At 62.6% G+C, this 20,374-nt stretch carries 19 protein-coding genes; 8 read left to right on the forward strand and 11 right to left on the reverse strand.

Annotated elements, in window-relative coordinates; translation table 11 throughout:
* Window positions 1–91 precede the first annotated feature (91 nt).
* From BPHY_RS06160 to BPHY_RS06175, 4 genes are all read left to right on the forward strand, one after another.
* Complete coding sequence (locus BPHY_RS06160; protein ID WP_012400610.1) at window positions 92–859, forward strand: Pr6Pr family membrane protein; 768 nt, start codon at window positions 92–94, stop codon at window positions 857–859.
* On the forward strand, window positions 840–1,157 hold the full coding sequence (locus tag BPHY_RS06165) for a high-potential iron-sulfur protein (protein ID WP_012400611.1): 318 nt from the start codon (window positions 840–842) through the stop codon (window positions 1,155–1,157). The genes BPHY_RS06160 and BPHY_RS06165 overlap by 20 nt, the downstream gene beginning before the upstream one ends.
* 208 nt (window positions 1,158–1,365) lie before the next feature.
* Window positions 1,366–1,959: a porin gene (locus BPHY_RS06170; protein ID WP_041763355.1), complete on the forward strand. Its 594-nt coding sequence runs from the start codon at window positions 1,366–1,368 to the stop codon at window positions 1,957–1,959.
* Between the two features lie 63 nt (window positions 1,960–2,022).
* On the forward strand, window positions 2,023–2,340 hold the full coding sequence (locus BPHY_RS06175) for a hypothetical protein (RefSeq protein ID WP_322789026.1): 318 nt from the start codon (window positions 2,023–2,025) through the stop codon (window positions 2,338–2,340).
* A gap of 32 nt (window positions 2,341–2,372) precedes the next feature.
* On the opposite strand, the gene cls is transcribed toward BPHY_RS06175, so the two are convergent.
* From cls to BPHY_RS06200, 4 genes are all read right to left on the reverse strand, one after another.
* A complete protein-coding gene (cls, locus tag BPHY_RS06180; RefSeq protein ID WP_012400614.1) occupies window positions 2,373–3,635 on the reverse strand; it encodes a cardiolipin synthase in 1,263 nt (420 codons plus the stop codon).
* 82 nt (window positions 3,636–3,717) lie between these two features.
* Window positions 3,718–3,981, reverse strand: a complete 264-nt coding sequence (locus BPHY_RS06185) for a hypothetical protein (RefSeq protein WP_012400615.1) — start codon at window positions 3,979–3,981, stop codon at window positions 3,718–3,720.
* 309 nt (window positions 3,982–4,290) lie between these two features.
* On the reverse strand, window positions 4,291–4,503 hold the full coding sequence (locus tag BPHY_RS06195) for a hypothetical protein (RefSeq protein ID WP_012400616.1): 213 nt from the start codon (window positions 4,501–4,503) through the stop codon (window positions 4,291–4,293).
* 361 nt (window positions 4,504–4,864) lie between these two features.
* Window positions 4,865–5,722 carry a mechanosensitive ion channel family protein gene (locus tag BPHY_RS06200; RefSeq protein ID WP_041763358.1) on the reverse strand — a complete coding sequence of 286 codons (858 nt, stop codon included), beginning with the start codon at window positions 5,720–5,722 and terminating at the stop codon, window positions 4,865–4,867.
* Window positions 5,723–6,020: 298 nt separating this feature from the next.
* On the opposite strand from BPHY_RS06200, the gene BPHY_RS06205 reads away from it, so the two are divergent.
* Together BPHY_RS06205 and BPHY_RS06210 are read left to right on the forward strand one after the other, a co-directional pair.
* Entirely contained in the window at window positions 6,021–7,352 is a 1,332-nt protein-coding gene (locus tag BPHY_RS06205; protein WP_244257590.1) for an MFS transporter, read from the forward strand.
* Window positions 7,353–7,472: 120 nt separating this feature from the next.
* A complete protein-coding gene (locus BPHY_RS06210; RefSeq protein WP_012400619.1) occupies window positions 7,473–7,937 on the forward strand; it encodes a hypothetical protein in 465 nt (154 codons plus the stop codon).
* An 18-nt stretch (window positions 7,938–7,955) separates the two neighbouring features.
* Here the strand turns inward: BPHY_RS06210 and BPHY_RS06215 are convergent, their stop codons facing one another.
* Window positions 7,956–8,186 (reverse strand): hypothetical protein, encoded by a 231-nt coding sequence (locus tag BPHY_RS06215; RefSeq protein WP_012400620.1) that lies wholly within the window; start codon window positions 8,184–8,186, stop codon window positions 7,956–7,958.
* 115 nt (window positions 8,187–8,301) lie between these two features.
* Here BPHY_RS06215 and BPHY_RS06220 point away from each other — a divergent pair, with 115 nt between their 5' ends.
* Both BPHY_RS06220 and BPHY_RS06225 read left to right on the forward strand, forming a co-directional pair.
* Window positions 8,302–8,490, forward strand: a complete 189-nt coding sequence (locus BPHY_RS06220; protein ID WP_012400621.1) for a hypothetical protein — start codon at window positions 8,302–8,304, stop codon at window positions 8,488–8,490.
* 243 nt (window positions 8,491–8,733) lie between these two features.
* Complete coding sequence (locus BPHY_RS06225) at window positions 8,734–9,711, forward strand: glycosyltransferase family 2 protein (RefSeq protein ID WP_012400622.1); 978 nt, start codon at window positions 8,734–8,736, stop codon at window positions 9,709–9,711.
* 89 nt (window positions 9,712–9,800) lie between these two features.
* Here the strand turns inward: BPHY_RS06225 and BPHY_RS06230 are convergent, their stop codons facing one another.
* The 6 genes from BPHY_RS06230 to BPHY_RS06260 form a co-directional block, all read right to left on the reverse strand.
* Complete coding sequence (locus BPHY_RS06230) at window positions 9,801–11,096, reverse strand: MFS family transporter (RefSeq protein ID WP_012400623.1); 1,296 nt, start codon at window positions 11,094–11,096, stop codon at window positions 9,801–9,803.
* 334 nt (window positions 11,097–11,430) lie between these two features.
* Entirely contained in the window at window positions 11,431–13,167 is a 1,737-nt protein-coding gene (locus tag BPHY_RS06235; RefSeq protein WP_012400624.1) for a SpoVR family protein, read from the reverse strand.
* Window positions 13,164–14,435 carry a YeaH/YhbH family protein gene (locus tag BPHY_RS06240; RefSeq protein ID WP_012400625.1) on the reverse strand — a complete coding sequence of 424 codons (1,272 nt, stop codon included), beginning with the start codon at window positions 14,433–14,435 and terminating at the stop codon, window positions 13,164–13,166. The genes BPHY_RS06235 and BPHY_RS06240 overlap by 4 nt, the downstream gene beginning before the upstream one ends.
* Before the next feature lie 141 nt (window positions 14,436–14,576).
* Window positions 14,577–16,499 carry a PrkA family serine protein kinase gene (locus tag BPHY_RS06245; protein ID WP_012400626.1) on the reverse strand — a complete coding sequence of 641 codons (1,923 nt, stop codon included), beginning with the start codon at window positions 16,497–16,499 and terminating at the stop codon, window positions 14,577–14,579.
* 869 nt (window positions 16,500–17,368) lie between these two features.
* The gene (locus tag BPHY_RS06255; RefSeq protein ID WP_012400628.1) at window positions 17,369–18,130 is read right to left on the reverse strand and encodes a 2-keto-4-pentenoate hydratase; all 762 of its coding nucleotides are present in this window, start codon (window positions 18,128–18,130) and stop codon (window positions 17,369–17,371) included.
* Between the two features lie 347 nt (window positions 18,131–18,477).
* Window positions 18,478–20,265, reverse strand: coding sequence for a methyl-accepting chemotaxis protein (locus BPHY_RS06260; protein WP_012400629.1), 1,788 nt, complete (start codon window positions 20,263–20,265; stop codon window positions 18,478–18,480).
* Between the last annotated feature and the right edge of the window lie 109 nt (window positions 20,266–20,374).

Genomic DNA, 20,374 nt, shown 5'->3' on the forward strand with positions numbered 1-20,374 from the left:
TGCGGGCCGGCTTCTTTTTTCCTGTCGCCCACGCCACTCCATGCCCGGTGTAGCGCCTGCACGGGCTGCTTCACGCGTATAGAATCGACGCATGAAGAAGCCCGCGTCTGCCCCTGTTGCGTCCGATACGCTCGTGGCCATCGGGTCCGAATTGCCGCTGCGTGCGCCAGACCTCGCATCCGTGACGCTCGCGATGTCGATCGCGCTCGTTGCATGGCTCGCATTCGCCGCGCAGACGGACATCACCGTGCTTCGCATGCTGTCGCGAGGCTACGGCGTGCTCGGCGGCATCGAACGGCTGACCAGTTATCTAACCAACCTGACCATCTTCACGTGCGCAGTGTGCTTCACATGTGTGGGGTTCTTCGCGCGCGGTAAGATGCCCATCGTGCGCTTCTTCCGCCAGCCAACCGTCGTGACGGCCGTCACCTGCTACATCGTGTTCGTCGGCTTCGCGTATAACCTGCTGTTGCGGCATCTGTGGACGCCGTCGGGCTGGCGCATGGTGCTGAACGAAAGTCTGCATACGCTCGTCCCACTGCTCGACGCGCTTTACTGGCTGCTGTTCGTGCCGCGCTTTCATCTGACGCTGCGTCATCTGCTGTGGTGGCTCGTCTACCCGCTCGGCTATCTCGCGCTGACAATGGCGCGCGGTGCCGTGTCGGACTTCTATCCGTATCCTTTCATCGATGTCGGTGAACTCGGCTATGGACGCGTGTTCATCAACGCAAGCCTGCTCGTGCTGGCGTTTCTGCTGCTGGCGGCCGTGTTCGCGGCGATCAATCACCGACGGCCGATGCCATCCGTCGTCTCCCCATCTCGCTTGCAAGAGACCGATCATGACAACAACCCGGCGTGAGTTCATCGTAGCGGGGCTCGGTTCCGCAGTCGGCCTGTGCGCGATACTCGCGGCAACGCTCGACGCGCGCGCCGATGACAAGCTCAGCGAAACCGACCCCGCCGCGCAGGCGGTCGGCTACATGAGCGTCGCCGCGAAAGTCGACAAGGCGCACTTTCCGGCCTACACGGCCGGGCAAACCTGCAGCAACTGCTCGCTCTTTCAGGGCAACCCGACGGATGCATGGGGCGGCTGCACGCTGTTTGGCACGAAGCAGGTGCCGGGCGGCGGATGGTGCAGTTCCTACACGAACATGTAGCGCGTGCATGCATCGTCTCGACACGCGTTGGCGCGCGTCCAGGTTCAATTAGTATTCGGTCTGACCTCGATTCCACATTGCCGCGAACGGCGCTGCGCACTTGCACCCTCGCGGCGCCAACGCCCCTGCCCGACCGATGCCAACGTCCATCGCGTTTCGCCGGCTGTGCTTCCTGTTTCTTTATTGCGTTTCGCATCGGCGCGCACCCATGCGTCGGCTGCCCGCGTTGGCCTGTGCGGTCGGCTTCGCATCGCAGGCTGTCGCGCAAGGGTCCGTCACGCTCTACGGCCTGATCGATACCAGCATCGAAGTCACGAATCCTGGCAGCGGCTATGTCGCGCGCATGGACTCGGGCACCTATCGCGGCACGCGCTTCGGCCTGCAAGGCAGCGAGCCGCTTGGCGACGGCGCGTTGCGCGCGAACTTCGCGGGCGCCTCATATCGATGGGGCGCGCTCACGGGCTTTGCCGCGTACTTCAATGGCGACGGTGGAACGCCGCGCTATCACGACGACGGCGCTTCCGTGTCCGCGCAATGGCAGTTTGCGCCGCACGCAAGCGCATCCGTCGGCTATGCGCATGCGCGCGACGGCAGCGGCGGCGACAACGACGCGGACCCGTTCAGCGTCGCGTTCGACTATCAGGTATCGAAAGCGTTGCTGCTCTATCTGAGCGCCGCCGACCTCGAGAATCGCGGGCAGGCGGCGTTCACACTGCGCGGCGTGAACGTGACGGGAATTCCCGTCGCTTATCCCGGCGCACCCGTGCGCGGCGTGCAGGTCGGGATGATCGAACGGTTCTAGCTGGATGCTGTCGATGCACTATCGTGCGTGGGCGGATCATCGTGGACGGTGCGGTATCGACCGATGCATTCGACGGATGGCACATGCATTGCGGCCTCCATCGACGTGTCGAACCGCATCCGAGAGACCTACACGATGAACCAGACTGCGTATCCTGTTCTTCCCATTTCGCCGTTTCCCGTTGGCCCGCGCCTGCACACGCCGACGCCACCCGAGGTCGACCCCGATCCCGCACCGCCCGACGACGATCCCAACCCGGGCCCCGACTCGCCGCCTATTCCGGAGCGCGAGCCAGACCGAGCCCCGCCGGGTCAGGAGCCGCCCGCAGGCGATCCGCCTGGGCACGCACCACCCATGCGCGCCGCGTATGCAAGGCAGTGACGCAATGAGCGGCACGCCGACGCGCTTGCCGCTCAAAGCTGCGGATCGAGCAAGGCGACCGCGCGGTCGAGGAGCTTCTCCGTCCACGGCCGCCCGTTCCATTCTTCGAGCGTCACGCGTTTCGACTTCGCGAGGTCGTCGGCAAAGATCTGCGTCTGACGGCGGGCGAACGCCGGGTCGTAGATATTGAGGTTGGCTTCGTCGTTCAGCTTGAACGAGCGCATGTCGAAATTGGTCGAGCCGACCGACACGAGGAATTCGTCCACGACGAGCAGCTTGACGTGAAACATCGTCGGCTGATACTCGAACATCTGCGCACCCGCTTCCAGCAGTCTTCCCCAGCAGGCGCGCGACGCTTCGCGCACGGTATGCGTGTCGATGTGCCGGCCCGGCGTCAGGATCTTCACGTCGACACCGCGCCTCGCCGCTTCGATGATCGCGTTGATCGTCAGTCTGTCCGGCACGAAATAGGCGCTGGCAAGATGTATCGAGTGCGTCGCCGCCGTGATCGCCATCAGATACATCAGCTGCATGTCGTCGCTGCCGCCCGAAGGGGAACTGCTGAACATGTGCGCGCGACCGTCGCCCGCCTCGCACGGTTCAGGAAAATAGTCGGGGCCGTGCAATACGTTGCCCGTCGCCTTGATCCAGTTGTCCATGAAGACAGCTTGCATGTGGCCGACCACGGGGCCCGTCACGCGGAAATGCGTATCGCGCCAGTGCATGTCGTCCTGTGCATGCCCCGTCCACTCCTGCGCGATGCCGACGCCGCCCGTGAAGCCGATGCGCCCGTCGATCACGAGCAGTTTGCGGTGAGTGCGGTCGTTCATGCGGCCGAGCCCGGTCCAATGCGGCTTGTGATACTGGATCACTTCGGCGCCTGCATTTTTGAGCATCTGGAGATAGCGCCGGTCCATCTTTTGCGAACCGAGCCAGTCGAGCAGCACATGCACCGAAATGCCCGCTTGTGCCTTCTCCGACAAAGCCAGCGCAAGCTGTTCCCCAATCGCGCCGGACCAGTAGATGAACGTTTCGAACGTGATGGTTTTGCGCGCGCTCGCGATGCCGTCGAGCATCGACGGAAAAATCTCGTCGCCGTTGACCAGCACCTCGAAGCGATTGCCGGACGTGACAGGCGGACCGAGCAGCAGCCCCATCGAGCGAATGAATTGCGGATCGTCGCTGCCGTACAGGCGCTCGATCTTGTGCTCGATCTTCTTCTCGCCCGTCGACAGATTGGCGACGACGAGCACGACGACGAGCGTAGCGACGGCTGTGAGCAGGATCGTCAGCATGCGCCGCTTTCAGCGGTGTCAGTGAGGGAATGGCGCGCGCTGCATCTGGCTGGCGGTTCGTCGCGCGCGCCGCCGCGATGCGTTACCAGTCCGGATTGTTCACTTCCTGCCGGTAGCCGTAGACGTTGTTCACGAGGCGATGCGGGCGTCCGCCCGCCTGCATGACTTCCCGCCAGCCGCTCAATGTGGCGAGCGAATCGGTATGCAACACTGCGTATGGCTTGCCTGCGACGTCGCTGCTTGTCGCAGCGCCCGGGAAGAGTTCGATCGCGGCGTCGTCGATGGCGATCAGCATGCGCATATCCGATTGCAGAATCTGCATTTCATAACGCGTGGCGGGTGTCATGGCGCGGCTCCTCAGTGCATGCATCGGAATTGTTCTCAACCGTGGCGCCGGCCCATGATGATCGACGGGCGGGCGACGACGGTTGTCGAAGGAACGGGACTTCATGTCGCGGCGACGGACGAAGCCCAGCCGCTTACAGCAAGCAAGCGGCATTCCAAACGCATGTTCAAGCAAGGGCGCGGCTTATGCGGGAGGACTCGCAGGCGGTTTGAAAAAAACGCCGACGGAAGGAGAGAAAATTACCCGACGTTGCGTGCTGGCTTGCGCCTCGATGCGCGCCAGCGTGTTCTTCCGTGTCGCTTCGAGGAGTCAGTCGACGGGTAGCTGATCGCAGGCGTTGGTCGCCGTCGACGCGCAGATGAATGAATAGTCGCCGCTCCAGCGCACGGCCGCAGCACTGGCGTGCACGGCGTCCTGGAAATCGGGCGACGTTTCCCACGCGATGTAGCCGGAACACAGAACAGCGGACATCACGACCAGCGAAAAGGCAATTCTTTCAAAGATCTGAAAACGGGGCGACATGGCAATCTCTTCGTGTGAGCCCGCATTTTATCGCAATGCTAGGGTTTTCACCTAGCCTGCATTGCGGCTTTGCAACATGCGCGTTCGCAATCGCCCGTCGGCGTGTGCATCGGGAAGGGTTTGCAACGCCGCATATGAGTGCCCTCTCGAGCGCTGAACGCGAAGTCAGGGGGCCCGAGCAGGCAGTTCGCAGAACGGACAGCGGGCGCTCCTGTCCTCATGGCAAGTCAGTTCGCACCGGTTGCGACAGCGGCAACAACCGCCTCGGCGATGAACTGTCGTGCGTTGCAGTGCGGTGCATGAACCGGCATTCAGTCCATTGCACGATCGTGCATCGCAACGCAGAGCAGAAGGACGCTTGTCAGGCGTGCTGCGTCTGAGGAGGGCGCTGCACAGCTTGCCCGCGAGGCGCTTCCGCCATTTCGCAGCCTGCCTCCTGGAGTACGGACCGCGCATGCTCGCGCATGTCCTCGCCGGCGAGTTGCGCGTCCGCTCCGCTCACCCATACGGCGAGGCGGACCGCCGCGCCCCCGCCGCGCCGGTAGTCGGCCGCCGTCACCACGGGCGCGAGCGTAGTGCCGCCGAGCACGCGCGGATCGCCGGCGATCATCTTTTTCAGCGCATCGATCGCGCATGCGACGTCCTTGCGCTGCGCGATCGCCACTTCCACTTCGACGCGCTGCGTGCCACCACTGCTGTAGTTGATCACTGGGTTGGACCAGATCTGGCTGTTCGGAACGAACACGGCATTGCCGTCGCTGCGTTCGATGCGCGTCGTAAAGAGTCCCACTTCGCGCACGATGCCGGCCGTTGCTCCCGTACCTTCTATCAGGTCACCGGCACGAAACGGCCGCAGCATCAGCAACATGATGCCGGCGGCAATATTCTGCAGCGTGCCTTGCAGCGCAAGTCCGATTGCGAGGCCGGCTGCACCGAGCACGGCCAGCACGCTCGCGGTCGCGACGCCGACCTCGCTGAGGGCAGCGAAGAGTACGAGCACGCGTATGGTCCATGCGCCGATTGCATTCACCATCGGCGCGAGCGTCGGATCCGCGCGCGTGCGGGACATTGCCGTCGACAACAACGTGCCGATCCGGTTGGACAGCCACCAACCGACGATCAGCATCAGGATCGCCACGCCCGCATGCATCAGGTCATGCGTGAGCGACACGATCAGCGAAGGCGGCAGGTGAAACAGGCGAGCAATCAGATCATCCATGATAGCCAGGGTTTGAAAGTGTCTCGATGCAGGCGGTATCGGCCCCCGAACGGTTGCCATGTGAGTCGCTGCGCGGGCTTGGTAACATCGTGTAACGTGCCGCGCTTGAGTGTCGTGAAATGCAGACGGGCAGGCGCGACTCACTTGCTCTACACTTGGCGGCCCGAACGAAGCGTCGACAGAACACGGGTTCCGCCGCGCTTCTCCCAGCAATGCATTTGCAAATGCGGTGCCTGCATGAAGGCATGCCGCGCGGACGCAGTCGGCCCGTTATATGGGACGACGCGCCATCCAATCGATGAACAACCCGCCCGCCGACTCCAGCGACCAGCCCAAAATCACCACGAGCGCTACCGCCGACACCTTCGACACGCACGTCGACGGCACCGGCCGCGATGCCGGAATCCGCCTCCCCAGACAGAAACCATTCCAGCGGTTCTGGTGTACGCGCGTGCTGTCGTCGCTGTCGTTCCAGATGCTTGTCGTCGCGATGGGCTGGCATATCTACGCGCTCACGCATAGCGCTTTTGCGCTCGGCCTGGTCGGCCTTGCGCAGTTCCTGCCGATGTTCGTGCTGACGCTTGTCGTCGGCCAGGTCGCGGACCGCTATGACCGCCGGCGCATCGCCGCCATCTGCCAGGGGCTCGAATGTGCGGCGGCGGCGGTTTTCGCCTGGGGCACCTTCGGCGGCTGGATCAGCGCGGCTGTGATCTACGTGCTCGCTGCCTGTGTGGGCGCGGCGCGCGCGTTCGAGTCGCCCGCTGTCGCTTCGCTGCTGCCGGGCGTCGTGCCGCGCGCGCAGCTATCGCAGGCGACGGCATGGGCCACCTCCGCGAACCAGGCTGCGCAGATCGGTGGGCCGGCGTTGGGCGGTCTGCTTTACGGCATCGGCCCCGGCGCGGCATATCTTGCGTGCACGCTGTCGTTCGCGCTCGCGTCGGCAGCCGTCAGCACGATTCCGTTGCGCACGAAGCCCGTGCCGCGCTCGCCCGTCACGCTCGAATCGGTGTTCTCGGGCGTGCGTTTCATCCGCAGCCAGCCGGTGATTCTCGGCGCGCTGTCGCTCGACCTGTTCGCGGTGCTGTTCGGCGGCGCGACGGCCCTGCTGCCCATCTTCGCGCGCGATGTGCTGCACGCCGGACCGCTCGGGCTGGGCCTGCTGCGCTCCGCATCGGCCGTCGGCGCGCTCGGCGGCACGATCTGGCTCGCCCATTTCCCGCTGCGCAAGCGGCCGGGAGCGGCGATGTTCGGTGGCGTGATTGCGTTCGGCATCGCGACCCTGGTGTTCGGTCTGTCGCATTCGTTCATCGTGTCATGGCTCGCGCTGATGGCGCTCGGCGCATCGGATGTGATCAGCGTCGTCGTGCGGCTGTCGCTCGTGCAGCTGCGCACGCCCGATGAGATGCTCGGCCGCGTGAGCGCCGTCAATTCGCTCTTCATCGGCACGTCGAATCAACTGGGCGAATTCGAATCGGGGCTTACCGCCGGCTGGTGGGGCGCGCCACCGGCCGTGCTGGTCGGCGGTTGCGCGACGATCGCGATTGCGCTGTTGTGGATGAAGCTGTTCCCCGAATTGCGCCGCACGCGGACGCTCGAACGTGAAGCGCATGGCGGCCGCGCCGCTGCCTGATCATCACGCACGCGAGTGGCGCCAGCGGCGCAAAAGGGGACCGGGCGCGTTGATTGCAAAGTGGCTGGCAGATCGGCGGCGCACATACGCTGCGCGGTCATCCAGGCCAAGGAGATGCACATGCAAAAGGTACTGCGCGCTCAGCCCATTCGCTACTCGCGAGCCATCGCCAGGCTCATCGCGCTCGCGACAGCCATCGCGCCGCCGCTCGCCGCGAGCGCCGACGATGCGCCGCCCCCCTGCTCGGCGCTCAAGCGCATCGTCGCAGCCGCCCCCACGGGTTTTTCCCAACTGACGCCCGACGATGGCAAAGGCATCGCGCAACCGTACGGCACCGACGCGCAATGCGGCGCGTCTCAGGGCAGTTACGCATGCTCATGGACGCCGAGCGGCGGCGCGGGTTCGAGCACGACTGCCTTGCAGGCTGTCGCCGCCGACATCGCATCCTGCTTGCCCGACGCAACGCACGATGTGAACTCGCCCGCGCGGCAGCACTTCTACATCGGGCCACGCGAAGCGCGCACACAGATCACCGCGATGCCCGCTGGTGCAAACAAGCTAAAACTGGTTGTATCGGGCAAATAGCCTTGCCCGCGCCATGCGCTATTCGGTGCGATACCACACGCGGATACCCGAATACCAGTGACTCACGCTCGTGTCGTCGCCAGAGCCGAAAGTCGACAGGCTTTCCACGTTGATCACATCGACTTGATGCTCGGCGATCCACGCGTTCGCGCGATCAACGAGGGCAGCGGCATTCTCGTACACATGTCCCCGGATCATGTGACGCTGCAACACCTGGCGTTCGAAATCCTGGAAGGCAATTTTGCTCATGGTCTTGTCTCCGTCGGGCTGTTTTTTACATCGGCGCCCCGGCGATGAGTCTATCAACGGCGGCACGGGACCGGCAATTGCTGCATAAGGGCAGACATTGTCCAAGGAGCATCCCATGAGCAGCCCAAAGCAGGACACGGCCGCGACGGCCAGCCCCGGCGGCGACCTCGAACATCCGAAGCCTCCCGCTCACAGCGATAACGAAAAGAGCAAGATGCCGGAACGCGAAGACGAACACCGCAAGCAGTCCCCCGCCGACCGGCCCGGTAAGAAATCCGGCGAAGGCGAACCGTCCGTCGGCTGATGCATTCGCGCGCGGGGCCGCCGTTTGCATCGAAACAAAGTGCGGCCCGCACGGTTTGGAGAACCGCCGTATTTTTTTCACCGCACACGGCGCATTGTCTGCCTCTCGCTCGCAGCGAAGCCGCATTTATTGCTGAATTATTTCTGGTTATTTTTCCGCGTCCTTCATCTACCTTGCCTCCAGGCGGCGGAACATCTCGTCACAGACATGCTCGCCGCCTCTGATATGGAGGGAGCGGAGACAATGACGACATCCTGCAAGGTTTCTATTTGCGTGCCGACATACAACCGGCCTGAACTGCTTGTGGAATGTCTGGACTCGTGTCTGGCGCAGACACATGCGAACATCGAAATACTGATCGGCGACGATTCGAGCGATACGCGCACACAGCAGCTGATCGCCGCGCGCTACGCGCACGATGCGCGCATCCGGTACGTGAAGAACGGGCCATCGCTGGGTCAGGCGCGCAACGTCGCGAGTCTTTTCGCACGCGCGACGGGTGACAAGATCGCGCTAATTCACGACGACGATTACTTCACGAGCGATGGCATCGAGACTCTGCTCGCGCTGTGGCATCGGCATCCGCAGCTCGAGGTCGCGTTCGCCGACCAGTACGAAGTCGATGCACACGGCAATTTCGACGCGACGACGAGCGCGGCCGTGAATGCGGCCTTCCATCGCAACACGGCGGCGCAAGGTCTGCAGAGGCAGCCGGGGCGCACGGGACTCGTGCAGATGTTCCCAAATAACGGCTGGATGGCGAATGCGGATCTCGTCAAACGCATCAGCTATCGCGATGACGTCGGTACGTGCTGCGACTACGTATTCGGCGCCGAGCTGTGCCTCGCCGCATCGCAGGTGTATTACCTGCATCGCTACGTATCGTACTACCGCAAGACCGACGTCTCGGTTTCGGGCCGCACGCGCGGCTCCGCATGCTCTGCTTCGTTGACGGCCTTCGAGTTCGTGTCGCGGCTGACGCTCGATGCGTCGCTCGAACCTGCTCGCCGCCTCGCGTTGCGCAGGCTCGCGCCAAACGTCGTCTCGCTGTATGCGAAGAACGATGCGCCGCTTGCAGCGCTGCGTGTGGCGTTCGTGCACCTGTACGCGTATGCGTACGGACTCGATGCGCGGCTCTACTATCATCTGTCGCTGATCGCACGCGCATGCATTCCGATGAAGTGGCGAGGACTGCCGCCATCTGCCACGCGCTTTCCCTGAGTGCGCACGCGCGAGCGTCAGGCGAAAAAAAGCGGCTCTATGGAAGAGCCGCTTCCGGTACTTCATGATCGCGCGTCAGGCGCGACGCCTCACGGTTCGTTGCGCAGATAGCCTTCCTTTGACGGATCGCGCATGCGGAACGATACGAGGCCGGCGATCGCACACAGCGCCGTCACGTACCAGTAGAACATCGATTCGCTGCCGGCCTGCTTGAGCCACAGCGCCACGTACTCCGCCGACCCGCCGAAGATCGCATTCGCCACCGCGTACGACAGGCCGACGCCCAGCGCGCGCACTTCAGGTGGGAACATTTCGGCCTTGATCAGGCCGCTGATCGACGTATAGAAGCTGACAATGGCCAGCGCGATCACCACGAACACGAAGGCCATCACGGGGCTTGTCACGTCCTTCAGGGCGTGCAGCAGCGGCACCGTGCTGATCGTCGCGAAGAAGCCGAACAGCAGCATAGACTGGCGGCGGCCGATACGATCCGACAAGGCACCGAACACCGGCTGCATGATCATGTACACGAAGAGCGCAGCCGTCATCACGTTGCTGGCAGTCTTCGTGTTCATGCCTGCTGTGTTGACGAGATACTTCTGCATGTACGTCGTAAACGTGTAGAAAATCAGCGAACCGCCCGCCGTAAAGCCGAGCACCGTGAAGAAAGCGCCCTTGTGCTTCCACATGCCGCGCAGCGTGCCCGCTTCCTTGCGCTGACGCGTCTCGGCCGTGGTCGTTTCGTCGAGCGAGCGGCGCAGATACAGCGCGACCAGCGCGGCCAGCGCGCCGACCACGAACGGAATACGCCAGCCCCACGCCTTCAGCTCTTCCGTCGTCAGCAGCTGTTGCAGGATCACGAGCACGAGCAACGCGAACAGTTGCCCGCCGATCAGCGTCACGTACTGGAACGACGCGAAGAAGCCGCGACGCCCCTTCAACGCGACTTCACTCATGTACGTTGCGCTGGTGCCATATTCGCCGCCCACCGACAGGCCCTGAAACAGACGCGCGACCAGCAGCAACGCAGGCGCGAGCGCGCCGATCTGCGCATAAGTGGGCAACGCGGCAATCACGAGCGAACCGCCGCACATCATGAATACAGACACCATCATCGCGAAACGGCGGCCGCGCTTGTCGGCGAGACGGCCGAAGAACCAGCCGCCGATCGGGCGCATCAGGAAGCCCGCGGCGAACACGCCTGCCGTATTCAGCAACTGCGCTGTCGTATCGCCTTTCGGGAAAAACGCGGGTGCGAAGTACAGTGCGCAAAACGAGTAGACGTAGAAATCGAACCACTCGACGAGATTGCCGGACGAAGCGCCGACGATCGCGAAGATGCGTCGACGGGTGTCGGAGGGCGTGAAGACGGTCGTATCGGTCATGCTGGTGTCGGTCCCTTCTTTGAAGTTTCAGCGGTCGAATGCCGCCTTTGTGTTGCGCCCCAGCCCGGTTTCAACGCGGTTTCGATCGCGTTTCAACGGGATGGCGGCGCGCGTGCGAGATTGTATGGATATGTAAGCTTTTACGCGTCGGTATCTTAACGGATATCGCTGGATAACGGCGTGTGCCCGGCATTCTGTAGGGTTGCGCCGCCTTTGCGCGCGCATCGGCTCGCGTTCGGCGATACGCCGCCCGGTTCTGCACAAACAAAAAGAGCCAGCCCGAAGGCTGGCTCTGGTGATGGATCGTCTTAACGACGCAGCGTGGGCCGGACACTCACACCCGCACGGCAGGCGCCGTATAGCGACACTCGTAGCGCTTCCTGACCGTGCCGTTTTCATCGACGCTTTCCAGGTACACGTCGAATTGCCACAAGCGCGCCATGTGCTTGAGCACTTCGTCGCTGTCGCTCGACAGATGCCGGTTGTCGCTCATGAAGTGACGCAGCGTGAGACTACGGTCGCCGCGCGTGTTCACCGACCAGACCTGGATGTTCGGCTCGCGGTGATGCATGTCGTACTGCCGCGAGAGCGCCTGACGCACGTATTGATAGCCGCTGTCGTCATGGATGGCGGAGACTTCGAGCGCATCGCGCATGTCGTCGTCGAGCACCGAGAAGAGCCGCATTTCGCGGATCAGATGCGGCGACAGATACTGCGCGACGAAACTTTCGTCCTTGAAGTTGCGCATTGCGTAATGCAACGCTTGCAGCCACGGGCTGCCCGCGAGTTCGGGGAACCACTTGCGGTCCTCTTCCGTCGGGTGTTCGCAGATGCGGCGAATGTCGCTCATCATCGAAAAGCCAAGCGCGTACGGATTGATGCCGCTGTAATACGGCTTGGTCACGGGCGGCTGATAGACGACGTTGCTGTGCGAATGGAGAAACTCCATCATGAAGCCGTCTTCCAGCTTGCCTTCGTTGTACATCGTGTTGAGCAGCGTGTAATGCCAGAACGTGGCCCAGCCTTCGTTCATCACCTGCGTCTGGCGCTGCGGGTAGAAGTATTGGCCGATTTTTCGCACGATGCGAATGACCTCGCGCTCCCACGGTTCGAGCAGCGGCGCATTCTTCTCTGCAAAATACAGGAGGTTTTCCTGCGGCTCGGGCGGATAGCGATCTTCCACTTCTTCGGGCAACGGCGTGTGGCGCGTCGGCAGCGTGCGCCACAATTCATTGACCTGCGATTGCAGATACGCTTCGCGTTCGCGGCGCGCTTCCGATTCCTTCTGCAACGAGAGCTTCTGCGGACGCTTGTAACGGTCCACGCCGTAGTTCATCAGCGCATGACACGAGTCGAGCAGTTCTTCCACGCGATCGAGCCCGAAGCGCTCTTCGCACTCGGCGATGTAGTTCTTCGCGTAGACGAGGTAATCGATGATGGCATGCGCGTCCGTCCACAAGCGGAACAGGTAATTGCCCTTGAAGAACGAGTTATGGCCATAGGCCGCGTGCGCGATGACGAGGGCCTGCATCGTCATCGTGTTCTCTTCCATCAGATACGCGATGCAGGGATTGGAGTTGATGACGATCTCATAGGCGAGGCCCATTTGCCCGCGCCGGTAACTTTTTTCAGTAGCAAGGAAATGCTTGCCGAACGACCAGTGCCGGTAATTGACCGGCATGCCGACGGACGCGTACGCGTCCATCATCTGTTCAGCGCTGATCAGCTCGAGCTGGATCGGATAGACGTCGAGTTCATATTGCTCCGCAACATGCGCAATATGTGTGTCGTACTCTTCGATCAGTTCGAAGGTCCAGTCGGACGGACACGGCAACGGCCTTCTATCGGCAACGTTCATACGGACTTCCCTTTGCCCTTCGGTGGGCGCCCCGGTGGGTCCCCGTGCTGCAGCTGCGTCAGGCGCTTTGCCTGCTCCGGCATCGGACGCACGCGCATCCCGCACGTGCGACGTATTCGCCTCGGCATGCCCGGCCTCACTCTGCTTCGGCACGCCTTTACGACGCTCGGGCTCGTACCCTCGCGCCTCGTTGTGCAGGTGGCGTGTCGTCATGCCGCTTCCACCTGTTTTTCGAACAGCTCGCGGAACACCGGATAGATATCCGCAGCCGTTTCGACCTTCTTCATCGCCATGTGCGGCTGCGACAGCGCGAGTTGCGCATATTCGAGCCACAGGTTCTGCTCTTCAGGCGTCACCTGAATGTACGCAAAATACCGCACCTTCTCGAGAATGTCATCTGCGAGGATCTTGCGGCATTTCGGCGAATCGTCGGTCCAGTTGTCGCCGTCCGAGGCCTGCGCGCCGTAAATGTTCCATTCAGTCGGCGAGTAGCGTTCGTCGAGAATCTTCTGCATCAGCTCGAGCGCGCTCGACACCACCGTGCCGCCGCTTTCCGTGGAATGGAAGAACGTGTCTTCGTCGACTTCCTCGGCGCGCGTATGGTGACGGATGAAGACCACTTCGATCTTCTCGTAGTTACGCTTGAGAAACAGATACAGCAGGATGAAGAAGCGCTTGGCGAGATCCTTGCGCTGCTCATCCATTGAACCCGATACATCCATCAGACAAAACATCACGGCCTGACTGGACGGCTGTGGCTGCTTCACGCGGTTCACGTAGCGCAGATCGAACGGATCGATGAACGGAATGCGCCAGATGCGGCCGCGCAGATGGTGAATGTCTTCTTCGAGCAGCTTGATCTCGTCGCGGCGATCGGCGGGGTCCGCCTTCATCTCTTCGAGCTGTTTCTCGAGTTCGTGCAGTTCGTTGACGAGCGGCGCACCGAGCGCGATGCGCCGGCCCAGCGCGCTGCGCAGCGAGCGCACCACGTCAATGTTGTTCGGCGTACCTTCGGCAGCCCAGCCCGCGCGGATACTTTTCCACGTCGGCACGGCCAGCAGATGGGTTTTGACGAGACGCGGCAATTCGAGGTCGTCGAAGAAGTACTGCATGAATTCTTCGCGGCTGAGTTCGAAAACGAAATCGTCCTGCCCTTCGCCTTCGTTGCTGGCGCTGCCACCACCGCCACTGCCGCCGCCCCCTTGCGGGCGCGGAATCTTGTCGCCGCGTATGTAATCGGCGTTACCCGGATGCACCATTTCGCGCTTGCCGCCGGGACCATGCCGGAACGACGGTTCGGCGATGTCCTTGCGCGGAATCGTGATGCTTTGGGTGTTTTGAATGTCCTTGATGCTGCGGTCGCGCACCGCTTCTGACACCGCGCGCCGGATATAGCCCTTCACGCGACGCAGAAAGCGTTCGCGATTTGCAATGCTCTTGTTCTTGCCTGCCAGCCTGCGGTCGATGATTTGATGAAGCACATCCAGTCTCCCGCTCCGATTGGGAATACGCGGGGCGCAAGTTGCGCATGCAATGTTATGTCCATGCGGCTTGCGCCTCGCAGGAAGCCCGCGCAAATCGGGTGAAGCGAACCCGTTTGCGCGGGGGTCGCGCTGCGCGAGTCATGACGACTTGCGCACACGCAGATACCAATCGCACAAGAGCCGCACCTGCTTCGGCGTATAGCCCTTGGTGACCATCCGGTTGACGAAGTCTTCGTGCTTGCGCTGCTCCTCCGCCGATCCTTTCGCATTGAACGAGATAACGGGCAGAAGTTCTTCCGTATTCGAGAACATCTTCTTTTCGATCACGACGCGCAGCTTTTCATAGCTGATCCACGCGGGATTCTTGCCCCCGTTCGCGGCGCGCGCACGCAGCACGAAATTGACGATCTCGTTGCGGAAGTCCTTCGGGTTGCTGATCCCCGCAGGCTTTTCGATCTTCTCCAGTTCGGCATTGAGCGCCGCGCGGTCGAAGCTCTCGCCCGTGTCGTGATCGCGGAACTCCTGGTCCTGAATCCAGAAGTCGGCGTACGTCACGTAGCGATCGAAAATGTTTTGCCCATACTCGGAATACGACTCCAGATACGCGGTCTGAATCTCCTTGCCGATGAACTCAGCATAACGCGACGCCAGCACGTCCTTGATGAACGACAGATACTTCTGCTCGGTTTCCGGCGGGAACTGTTCGCGCTCGATCTGCTGCTCAAGCACGTACATCAGGTGCACCGGGTTGGCCGCGACTTCCGTCGTGTCGAAGTTGAACACGCGCGACAGGATCTTGAACGCGAAACGCGTAGACACGCCCGTCATGCCCTCGTCGACGCCCGCGAAGTCGCGATACTCCTGATACGACTTCGCCTTCGGATCGGTGTCTTTCAGGTTCTCGCCGTCATACACCTGCATCTTCGAAAAGAGGCTCGAATTCTCGGGCTCCTGCAGACGCGTGAGCACCGACATCTGCGCCATCATCTTCAGCGTGCCTGGCGCGCACACGGCGTTGGACAACGACGAATTGCGCAGGAGCTTCTCGTAGATCTTCATCTCTTCCGAGTAGCGCAGGCAGTACGGCACCTTCACGACGAAGATGCGGTCGAGCAGTGCTTCGTTGTTGCGGTTGTTGCGGAACGCTTTCCACTCCGACTCGTTCGAGTGCGCGAGGATGATGCCGTCGAACGGAATCGCGCCGAAGCCTTCCGTGCCCTTGAAGTTGCCTTCCTGGGTGGCTGTCAGCAACGGGTGCAGCACCTTGATCGGCGCCTTGAACATTTCGACGAATTCGAGCAGGCCCTGATTGGCGAGGCACAGGCCGCCCGAGTAGCTGTATGCGTCTGCATCGTCCTGCGCATACTGTTCGAGCTTGCGGATGTCGACCTTGCCGACCAGCGACGAAATGTCCTGATTGTTTTCATCGCCAGGTTCCGTCTTCGCAATGCCGATCTGCCGGAGAATGGACGGATAGCGGCGCACCACGCGGAACTTGCGGATGTCGCCATTGTATTCATGCAGGCGCTTGACGGCCCACGGGCTCAGGATGCTCTTCAGGTAGCGGCGCGGAATGCCGTATTGCTCTTCGAGGATCGGACCGTCCTCGTCATAATCGAACAGCCCGAGGGGCGATTCGTTGACGGGCGAACCCTTGATCGAGTAGAACGGCACGCGTTCCATCAGTTGCTTGAGCCGTTCGGCGATCGACGACTTGCCGCCGCCCACCGGGCCCAACAGATACAGAATCTGCTTCTTTTCTTCGAGCCCTTGGGCAGCGTGCCTGAAGTAGGCCACCACCTGCTCGATCACGTCTTCCATTCCGTAGAACTCACGGAACGCGGGGTATACCTTGATCACCTTGTTCGCGAAGATACGCGACAGACGCGGATCGTTGCGAGTGTCGATCTGTTCCGGTTCCCCGATTGCCGTCAACATGCGCTCGCCTGCAGTGGCGTACGCGGCGGGATTGTCTTTGCAGAGCGCGAGATACTCCTCGAGCGAGAGTTCCTCCTCTCGCGTTTTCTCGAAGCGGGTCGCGAAACTGCTGTAGATATCCATGCTACCTCCTCGCCGAAGTCTGGGACGATGTCGTGCGCGGCGCGCTATCAGGAAACGACATCGCTCGAATTCATCCTAAACCCTTTTAAATTTTTTTTCACGAACTACGTTGTGAAAATCGCGCCACAGCCAGCACTCGCCAACCCCTTCTTGATCACGAAAATACGGCCACCTACAATCGTTGCCCACAGCCGCACGAAACATGACCGACGTGCTGCATTGCATCTCGCGTTCCTTCCCTGCGTTTCATGTGTCGCATGACATCCCGTACATGGCATCGCGCTATTTCCTGCACTTTCCCAACTTCGCAACGCCCCCTTTAGCACGCTGTCTGCCTGACACCACTCTAGCGACACCTTACTTCGTCTTGTCCCTTCGCGCAGTGCATGTGGCGGGTGCAGCGCATCGCGAGTGTCTGCGCGTCATGCAAACCATTGGCGCCTTCTCCGCCATAACGCACGCATCCGCGTTTGCGACGACAGCATGCTCGCAGTGTTACATGTTTTGCATGTGCGCCAGCGCGCATGTCCTGCTGTTCGTCCGTGCGCGCGCCAATTCGTTCAACGCAAAACTACAGGTATGTGCGTCCCTGTTCGGGCGTCGCATGCATCGGATGTCGTACGGAATCGACGCTGCGCTCAGGCGTCGGCATGCACGCGCGTTCATGTCTGTATGACGACGAGTGCAGCGCGTGTCTAATAGGGGAGATAGCCAGGTGTTTGTCCGTCGCGAACTGCGCGCTGCGCGCAAATCTGGATGCAGGCGGAGGGCACGAGCCGGCGTGGGTCCATGCGCATGCACCGGCACGTCAGAGCGCCGGCGCGGCATGCAGGGAAACGGATGCGGTGCTGCTTGGTGGTCTTAGTGGTTTACGTCAATTCGACTTCGACTTCGCCCAGTCCGTCGATATGGCCGTATACGGTTCCGGGGCCGTCGACGCGATGCGCGCCCACATAAGAGCCCGTCGTGATGATCCAGTCCGGCTGGATCGTGATACCCATCGCGGCGCAATGGTTGACGAACCACACGAGCAGTTCGCGCGGATCGCCTGCGGGATTGCCGGGCGATTGGGGCACGAGCGACTTGCCGTCAAAGGTTAATTCGAGTTCCGGCGAAACGAAATCGAACGAGCGCGCGATCGACGCGTAAGACACGGCATGGCCCGTCACGAGCGCGCCGTTGTTCTGCGCATCGGCGAGCTGTGCGAGCGGCGCGACGTTCGGCCATTCGGCGAAGCGGCTGTCCACGATTTCGATGGTCGGCAAGACGGAGCCGACGCGCGCGAGCACCTCGTCACGTGCATACGCCTGCCCGTGAGGCGCGATCGGCTCGGCGAAGCGGAACGCGACTTCCAGTTCCAGCAGCACGCGGAAAAACGAACCGTGTTCGAGACGGGCCGGCGACGCGACCGTCAGCGCGGCCGGAATCGGCGCGCCCGAGGCGGGACCGCCGGGAGCTTTGGCACCGATTTTCCAGGCGCCTGTTTCCCCGCCCAGCCCCGCGATCACCGCCTGCTGGATGGCGTAGGCGGTAGCTGCATCGGGCGGGAGGGAGTCGAGCGGCAGCGTGTCGATGGCGCGGTGCTGGCGGCGCGCAAGCACGAGGCGTTGCGCGAGGTCGTGATCCGTCATGTCGTATCCCTTGTTGGCTGTTTGGGGCGGCGCGAGGCAGAAGCTGTAGCGCTTGGCGTGGCGGCGAGGCGAAGGCACGCGCACCACGATCTTGCTTCATACGGTTCGCGCACGCCGTCATGCGGCGCGGATACATGCTGGATGACGCCGGCCAGCATGTCCGCAACCGCGTTCGTCAATGTACCGGAACAATGGCGCGGCGGGTCGGTTCGGGGGACGCTCAGAAAACAAAAGACGGGTGCCTGGCGAGGACAGCCGTCCGGTGATGCTGCGTCAATGCGCGGGCCGACGCGGCGGATGTTGACGCAAGGCGGCGCATGCCGCCGCACGAGCCCGGTTTTGGTGCGTCAGAACGTTTCCCAATCCGCATCCGGCGTCGCAGCCGGTTTCTGCGGCGCTGCCGCGGCGCGAGGCCGTGCGGCCGCCGCAGCGGGCGCAGCGGGCGCAGCGGGCGCAGCGGGCGCAGCGGGCGCAGCGGGCGTGGCGGCTGCCGGCGCAGCCGCCGGCATCGACGGCGCAACCTTGCGCGGCGAGGCGACGGGCGCGGTGTGGCGCGTGGCGCGTTTGACGGGCGCCGCGGAGAAGCTGCCGGCCGCCTCGCCGATCTGGAATACGGAAACGGTCGTGCGCAGCTTGGCCGCCTGCTCTTCCAGCGACGACGCTGCGGCCGCCGCTTCCTCGACGAGCGCCGCATTCTGCTGCGTCACCTCGTCCATCTGCGTGACGGCGCGCGCGACCTGATCGATACCGCTGCTCTGCTCTTCGGAAGCCGCTGCGATCTCGCCCATGATGTCCGTCACGCGCTGCACTGCGCCGATGATCTCCGTCATCGTTCGGCCCGCTTCGTCGACGAGCGCCGAGCCCGCCTGCACCCGTTCGACCGACGTGTCGATCAGTTCCTTGATTTCCTTCGCCGCCGCCGACGAGCGCTGCGCCAGGCTGCGCACTTCACCCGCCACCACTGCGAAGCCGCGGCCTTCCTCGCCCGCGCGCGCCGCTTCGACGGCTGCGTTCAGCGCCAGGATGTTGGTCTGAAAAGCAATGCCTTCGATGATCGCGATAATGTCCGCGATCTTCGCCGAGCTCTGGTTGATGTCGCCCATCGTGCCGACCACCTGGCCGACCACCGAGCTGCCCTTATTGGCGATTTCCGACGCGTTCGCCGCGAGCGCGCTCGCCTGGCGGGCATTGTCGGCGTTCTGCTTCACGGTGCCCGTAAGCTGTTCCATGCTCGACGCCGTTTCCTGCAGCGCGGACGCCTGCTCTTCCGTGCGCGACGACAGATCCAGATTGCCTGCCGCGATCTGCTGCGTAGCCGTCGCAATCGACTCGCTGCCCGAGCGCACAGTGCGGACCGTGTCCGTCAGGCTGCGCTGCATTTTGCCGATGCCTTCGATCAACTGGCCCATTTCGTCGCGCGACGTTGCCACGACGGGACGGCGCAGATCGCCGGCCGCGATCGCGTCGAAGTGCTGGAGCGCTTCCGACAGCGGCCGGGCGATCGCGCCCCGCAGCGTGACGTACGAAACGAACGCGCCGATCACCCCCGCCGCGAGCGCGAGGATGCTGATCACGCGGAAGGTCGAAAAAGTCGATTGCGCCGTCTCATAGCTCTCTTTGGCCAGTTCGAACTGAAGCTTGCGCAACGCGTCGTCCGCGTTCGACAGATCGTTATAGGTCGCCTGGAGACGCTTCGCGCCGTCGATCACTTTCGGTTGATCGTTTGCGCTAACGATTGCGTAAAACGCTTCCATTGCCTGATGGAGCGTGTCGCGCTTGCCTGCAACGTCCTGCGCGAGGCGGTCTTCTTCCGCGCCGCGCGGGGTCTCCAGATATCGCTTCCACCAGTCGTCCGAGATCGAACGCATCGAGCGGGCGCGCTCCAGCGTCGGGGCCGCTTCAGGCGTGCCGATCAGAAAGGCGGCGCGGTCGAGCGCAAGACGCTCGCGCGCGGCATACAACTCGGCGTTGCCGATGTCGACGGCGCTCGGCATCTGGTCCGTGAACACGTCGCGCAGCGAATCGTTGGAGCGGCTCATGCCGAACAGCCCCAGCAGCCCGATCGCGACCAGCAGCGCGGCGAGGAAAGCCATCGTCAGGCCAATTCGTGCCTTGATGGTGATGCCCTTGTTCATGCTTGTTCCCGTGAGATATCTGTGAGAGGCGCGTTGTCGCTGCAACGCATGTCATACGCGGTGGGGTGTGGCGTGGGGTGTTCGGTCGCGCCCCTTCTTGTGGAACGTG

The sequence above is a fragment of the Paraburkholderia phymatum STM815 genome (genome assembly GCF_000020045.1).
Classification (GTDB): Bacteria; Pseudomonadota; Gammaproteobacteria; order Burkholderiales; family Burkholderiaceae; genus Paraburkholderia; species Paraburkholderia phymatum.

Bases quoted from the DNA above. Each gene is read 5' to 3' on its own strand.
- BPHY_RS06175 (WP_322789026.1), top strand. From the start codon at position 2,023: ATGCATTCGACGGATGGCACATGCATTGCGGCCTCCATCGACGTGTCG.
- BPHY_RS06235 (WP_012400624.1), bottom strand. From the start codon at position 13,167: ATGACGACACGCCACCTGCACAACGAGGCGCGAGGGTACGAGCCCGAG.
- BPHY_RS06220 (WP_012400621.1), top strand. From the start codon at position 8,302: ATGAGCAGCCCAAAGCAGGACACGGCCGCGACGGCCAGCCCCGGCGGC.
- BPHY_RS06225 (WP_012400622.1), top strand. From the start codon at position 8,734: ATGACGACATCCTGCAAGGTTTCTATTTGCGTGCCGACATACAACCGG.
- BPHY_RS06210 (WP_012400619.1), top strand. From the start codon at position 7,473: ATGCAAAAGGTACTGCGCGCTCAGCCCATTCGCTACTCGCGAGCCATC.
- BPHY_RS06200 (WP_041763358.1), bottom strand. From the start codon at position 5,722: ATGGATGATCTGATTGCTCGCCTGTTTCACCTGCCGCCTTCGCTGATC.
- BPHY_RS06195 (WP_012400616.1), bottom strand. From the start codon at position 4,503: ATGTCGCCCCGTTTTCAGATCTTTGAAAGAATTGCCTTTTCGCTGGTC.
- cls (WP_012400614.1), bottom strand. From the start codon at position 3,635: ATGCTGACGATCCTGCTCACAGCCGTCGCTACGCTCGTCGTCGTGCTC.
- BPHY_RS06255 (WP_012400628.1), bottom strand. From the start codon at position 18,130: ATGACGGATCACGACCTCGCGCAACGCCTCGTGCTTGCGCGCCGCCAG.
- BPHY_RS06170 (WP_041763355.1), top strand. From the start codon at position 1,366: ATGCGTCGGCTGCCCGCGTTGGCCTGTGCGGTCGGCTTCGCATCGCAG.
- BPHY_RS06260 (WP_012400629.1), bottom strand. From the start codon at position 20,265: ATGAACAAGGGCATCACCATCAAGGCACGAATTGGCCTGACGATGGCT.
- BPHY_RS06215 (WP_012400620.1), bottom strand. From the start codon at position 8,186: ATGAGCAAAATTGCCTTCCAGGATTTCGAACGCCAGGTGTTGCAGCGT.
- BPHY_RS06160 (WP_012400610.1), top strand. From the start codon at position 92: ATGAAGAAGCCCGCGTCTGCCCCTGTTGCGTCCGATACGCTCGTGGCC.
- BPHY_RS06205 (WP_244257590.1), top strand. From the start codon at position 6,021: ATGAACAACCCGCCCGCCGACTCCAGCGACCAGCCCAAAATCACCACG.
- BPHY_RS06185 (WP_012400615.1), bottom strand. From the start codon at position 3,981: ATGACACCCGCCACGCGTTATGAAATGCAGATTCTGCAATCGGATATG.
- BPHY_RS06245 (WP_012400626.1), bottom strand. From the start codon at position 16,499: ATGGATATCTACAGCAGTTTCGCGACCCGCTTCGAGAAAACGCGAGAG.
- BPHY_RS06165 (WP_012400611.1), top strand. From the start codon at position 840: ATGACAACAACCCGGCGTGAGTTCATCGTAGCGGGGCTCGGTTCCGCA.
- BPHY_RS06230 (WP_012400623.1), bottom strand. From the start codon at position 11,096: ATGACCGATACGACCGTCTTCACGCCCTCCGACACCCGTCGACGCATC.